This is a genomic window from Actinomadura sp. NPDC048394 (assembly GCF_040651755.1).
Taxonomy (GTDB): domain Bacteria; phylum Actinomycetota; class Actinomycetes; order Streptosporangiales; family Streptosporangiaceae; genus Spirillospora; species Spirillospora montaniterrae.
This window is the reverse complement of the sequence record NZ_JBEZJL010000169.1, coordinates 1-3,429: the sequence shown is the minus strand read 5'-3', so window position 1 is coordinate 3,429 and position 3,429 is coordinate 1. Positions and strand designations below refer to the sequence as shown.

General features: G+C 71.9%; 2 protein-coding genes. Both read left to right on the top strand.

All coding sequences use genetic code 11. The features are described from left to right. The first annotated feature begins 66 nt into the window (after positions 1–66). Positions 67–1,503: a protein kinase gene (locus tag AB0C78_RS50575; protein ID WP_360762967.1), complete on the top strand. Its 1,437-nt coding sequence runs from the start codon at positions 67–69 to the stop codon at positions 1,501–1,503. Positions 1,504–1,525: 22 nt separating this feature from the next. After that, a complete protein-coding gene (gene pknB, locus AB0C78_RS50570; protein ID WP_360762964.1) occupies positions 1,526–3,337 on the top strand; it encodes a Stk1 family PASTA domain-containing Ser/Thr kinase in 1,812 nt (603 codons plus the stop codon). The last annotated feature ends 92 nt before the right edge of the window (positions 3,338–3,429 follow it).

The window sequence follows — 3,429 nt, the reverse complement described above, 5'->3', positions numbered from 1 at the left end:
CGACGGCTTCGGCGCGACCGGCGCGGGCCCGATCGCCGCGGCGATCATGCGCCAGGTGTTGAAGAAGTGAGCGCGGGCCTCGTCCTGAAAGACCGTTACCGGCTGCTGGAGCGGCTGGCCGTCGGCGGGATGGGCGAGGTCTGGCGGGCCCGGGACGAGTCGCTGGGCCGTCCGGTCGCGGTGAAGCTGCTGCGGCTGGAGCTCGGCGGGGACGTGTCGGCGCGGGCCCGGTTCGAGTCGGAGGCGCGGTTCGCGGCGGGCCTGCAGCACACGGGGATCGCGCAGGCGTTCGACTACGGCGAGCAGAACGGCCGCACGTTCCTGGTGATGGAGCTGGTGCCGGGCGAGCCGCTGGACGAGATCCTCGTCCGCGACGGCGGGCTGCCGGTGGAGGCCGTGCTGGACCTGCTGGTCCAGGCGGGCCGGGCCCTGGCGGTGGCGCACGAGGCGGGGATCGTGCACCGGGACGTCAAGCCGGCGAACCTGATGGTGTCGCCGGACGGCACCCTGAAGATCACCGACTTCGGGATCGCCCGGCGGCTGGCGGCGGCGTCGCAGACCGCGACCGGGATGGTCATGGGGACGGCGCACTACATCTCGCCGGAGCAGGCGTCGGCGAGCGGGATCACGACGGCCGCGGACCTGTACTCGCTGGGCGTGGTGGCCTACGAGTGCCTCGCCGGGGAGCCGCCGTTCGACGGGCGGACGCCGGTGGAGGTGGCGCTCAAGCACGTGCGGGACGCGCCGCCGGAGCTGCCGGCGCGGGTGCCGGCGCCGGCCCGGGCGCTGATCATGGAGATGCTGGCGAAGGACCCGGCGGACCGTCCGGACGGGGCGACGGCGGTCGCGGACCGGGCCCTCGCGATCCGCCGGTCGCTGAGCACGGGCCGCCGGTCGCGGGACGGCCGGGCCGCCGCGGGGCGCCCGGAGGTCGTCGATCCGCTGGCGGCGCCGCTGCGCACGGGGCCCGCTCCGGAACGGACTTCGCGATCATCCGCTTTGTCGGGATTTGACGCAGACGGTGCGGAGGATAACCTCACCACCGGGACAGTGACCGCGCAACGGCGCACGGTACTGGCGTTCACCTCGGTCGCCGCCGTGCTGCTGGTGGTGGGAGCCATCGTCGCCGGCTCGCTGTGGAAGGGCGCGTCGGGTGCGGCCCGCGACCGGCGGGACGCGCCGCGGGCCCCCGTGATGAGCCCGGTCGGCGGTGACAGCGTCGACGTTCCGGCCACTGATCCCGGCAGACCATCCGCGGACCGGACACAGACCCCCACACCGGCTGTCACCCGGCCGCACCGGACGCATAGGATCCGTCCGTCAACGCCACGGAGCCGCCACGCGTCTCCTTCGCACAAGCCGACCACGAAACCGTCCCGGGCGACTCCCACCGCCCCTGAGCCAACACCGACACCGACGGCGAGCACCACGACTCCGTCAACTCCGAGCCCGGATCCCTCGCCCACGCAGAGCGGGGAGCTAAGTTCGGACCACAAGGTGTAGACGTACGAGGGAAAGTGCACATATGAGTCAACCTCGGCTGCTCGGCGGCCGCTACGAGCTCGACACGGTGATCGGGCGCGGCGGCATGGCCGAGGTCTACCGTGCCCGTGACCTGCGGCTGGATCGCGTGGTCGCGGTCAAGACCCTGCGCTCCGACCTGGCGCGCGACCCCACGTTCCAGGCCCGGTTCCGGCGCGAGGCCCAGTCGGCCGCGTCGCTGAACCATCCCTCCGTCATCGCCGTGTACGACACCGGCGAGGACATGATCGGCGACACCCCGATCCCCTACATCGTGATGGAGTACGTCGACGGGAGCACGCTGCGCGACCTGCTGCGGGAGAACCGCGCGCTGCTCCCCGAGAAGGCGCTGGAGATCACCGACGGGATCCTGCGCGCGCTGGACTACAGCCACCGCGGCGGGATCGTGCACCGCGACATCAAGCCGGCGAACGTGATGCTCACCCGGCAGCACGAGGTCAAGGTCATGGACTTCGGCATCGCCCGGGCCATGGCGGACTCGGCCGCCACGATGACGCAGACCGCCCAGGTGATCGGCACGGCCCAGTACCTGTCGCCGGAGCAGGCGCAGGCCAAGCGGGTCGACGCCCGCAGCGACATCTACTCCACCGGCTGCGTGCTGTACGAGCTGCTGACCGGCCGCCCGCCGTTCACGGGCGACTCGCCGGTCGCGATCGCCTACCAGCACGTCCGGGAGGAGCCGGTCCCGCCGTCGCAGGTCGACGCGAACATCCCGCAGTGGGCGGACGCGATCGTCCTGAAGGCGATGGCGAAGGACCCGGACCACCGCTACCAGAACGCGACGGAGTTCCGGCAGGAGATCCAGCGGGTCCTGCAGGGCCAGCCGGTGGCGTCGACGGCGGCGTCCACCATGCTCATGGGCGGGCAGCCGCAGGGCACGCAGGTCATGGGCGGCTACCCGGGCGGCGGCGCGCACACGCAGGTGCAGCGGCCGGCGGACGACTACACCCTGCCGCCCGTCCACTATGACGAGGATCTCGAGCACCGCGGCGGCGCCGGGAAGAAGGCGGCGCTGTGGATCGCGCTCGCCGTGGTCTTCATCGGCGGCGCGGCGCTGATCGGCTGGATGATGAGCGGCGGCGGGGGCGGCGACGACAAGATCGCCATCCCGACGTCGATCGTCGGGCAGGACGCGAAGACCGCGTCGGCGCAGCTCACCAAGCTCGGCTTCAAGGTCGGCACGCCGCAGACCGACTACAGCGACGATGTCGACAAGGGTTCGGTGATCACCTCGACGCCGAAGCCGGGGTCCAGCCTGGACAAGGGCGCGTCGGTCGTCCTGCTGATCTCCAAGGGCTCGAAGCCGGTGCCGAAGGTCGCGGTCCCGGACGTGACCGGCAAGCCGTACGGGGTCGCCAAGAACATGCTGGAGGAGAAGGGCTTCAAGGTCGAGAAGTCGGTGCAGACGAGCGACAGCGTCCCGCGGCTCAGCGTGATCAGCACCGACCCGACGGCGGGCACGCAGGTGAAGCCGCGCTCGACGGTGACCGTCGTGATCTCCAACGGCCCGAGCAACCTGAAGGTCCCGGCGCTGTTCAACAGCAGCAAGCGGGCCGCCTGCGCGAAGCTGGAGAGCCTCGGCCTGAAGTGCAAGGTGCAGGAGGGCACGCCGCCGCCGGACAAGCAGGTCGCGACGGGCTTCGTCTACGACCAGTCGCCTGGCCAGGACGCCACGGTGGCGCCCGGCGACACGGTGATCATCTACGTGGCGCAGCAGCCCTCGCCGACCCCGAACCCGACGGGCTCCCCGACGACCGGGATCCCCCAGTTCCCCGGCTTCGGCAACGGCGACTGACCAAGACCCGAACGTTGAAGGGCCCGCCCCCCCGCAGGGGCCCACCCGAAACCGACCGCCCAGCCACGCCCTCACCCCCCGATCACGACACC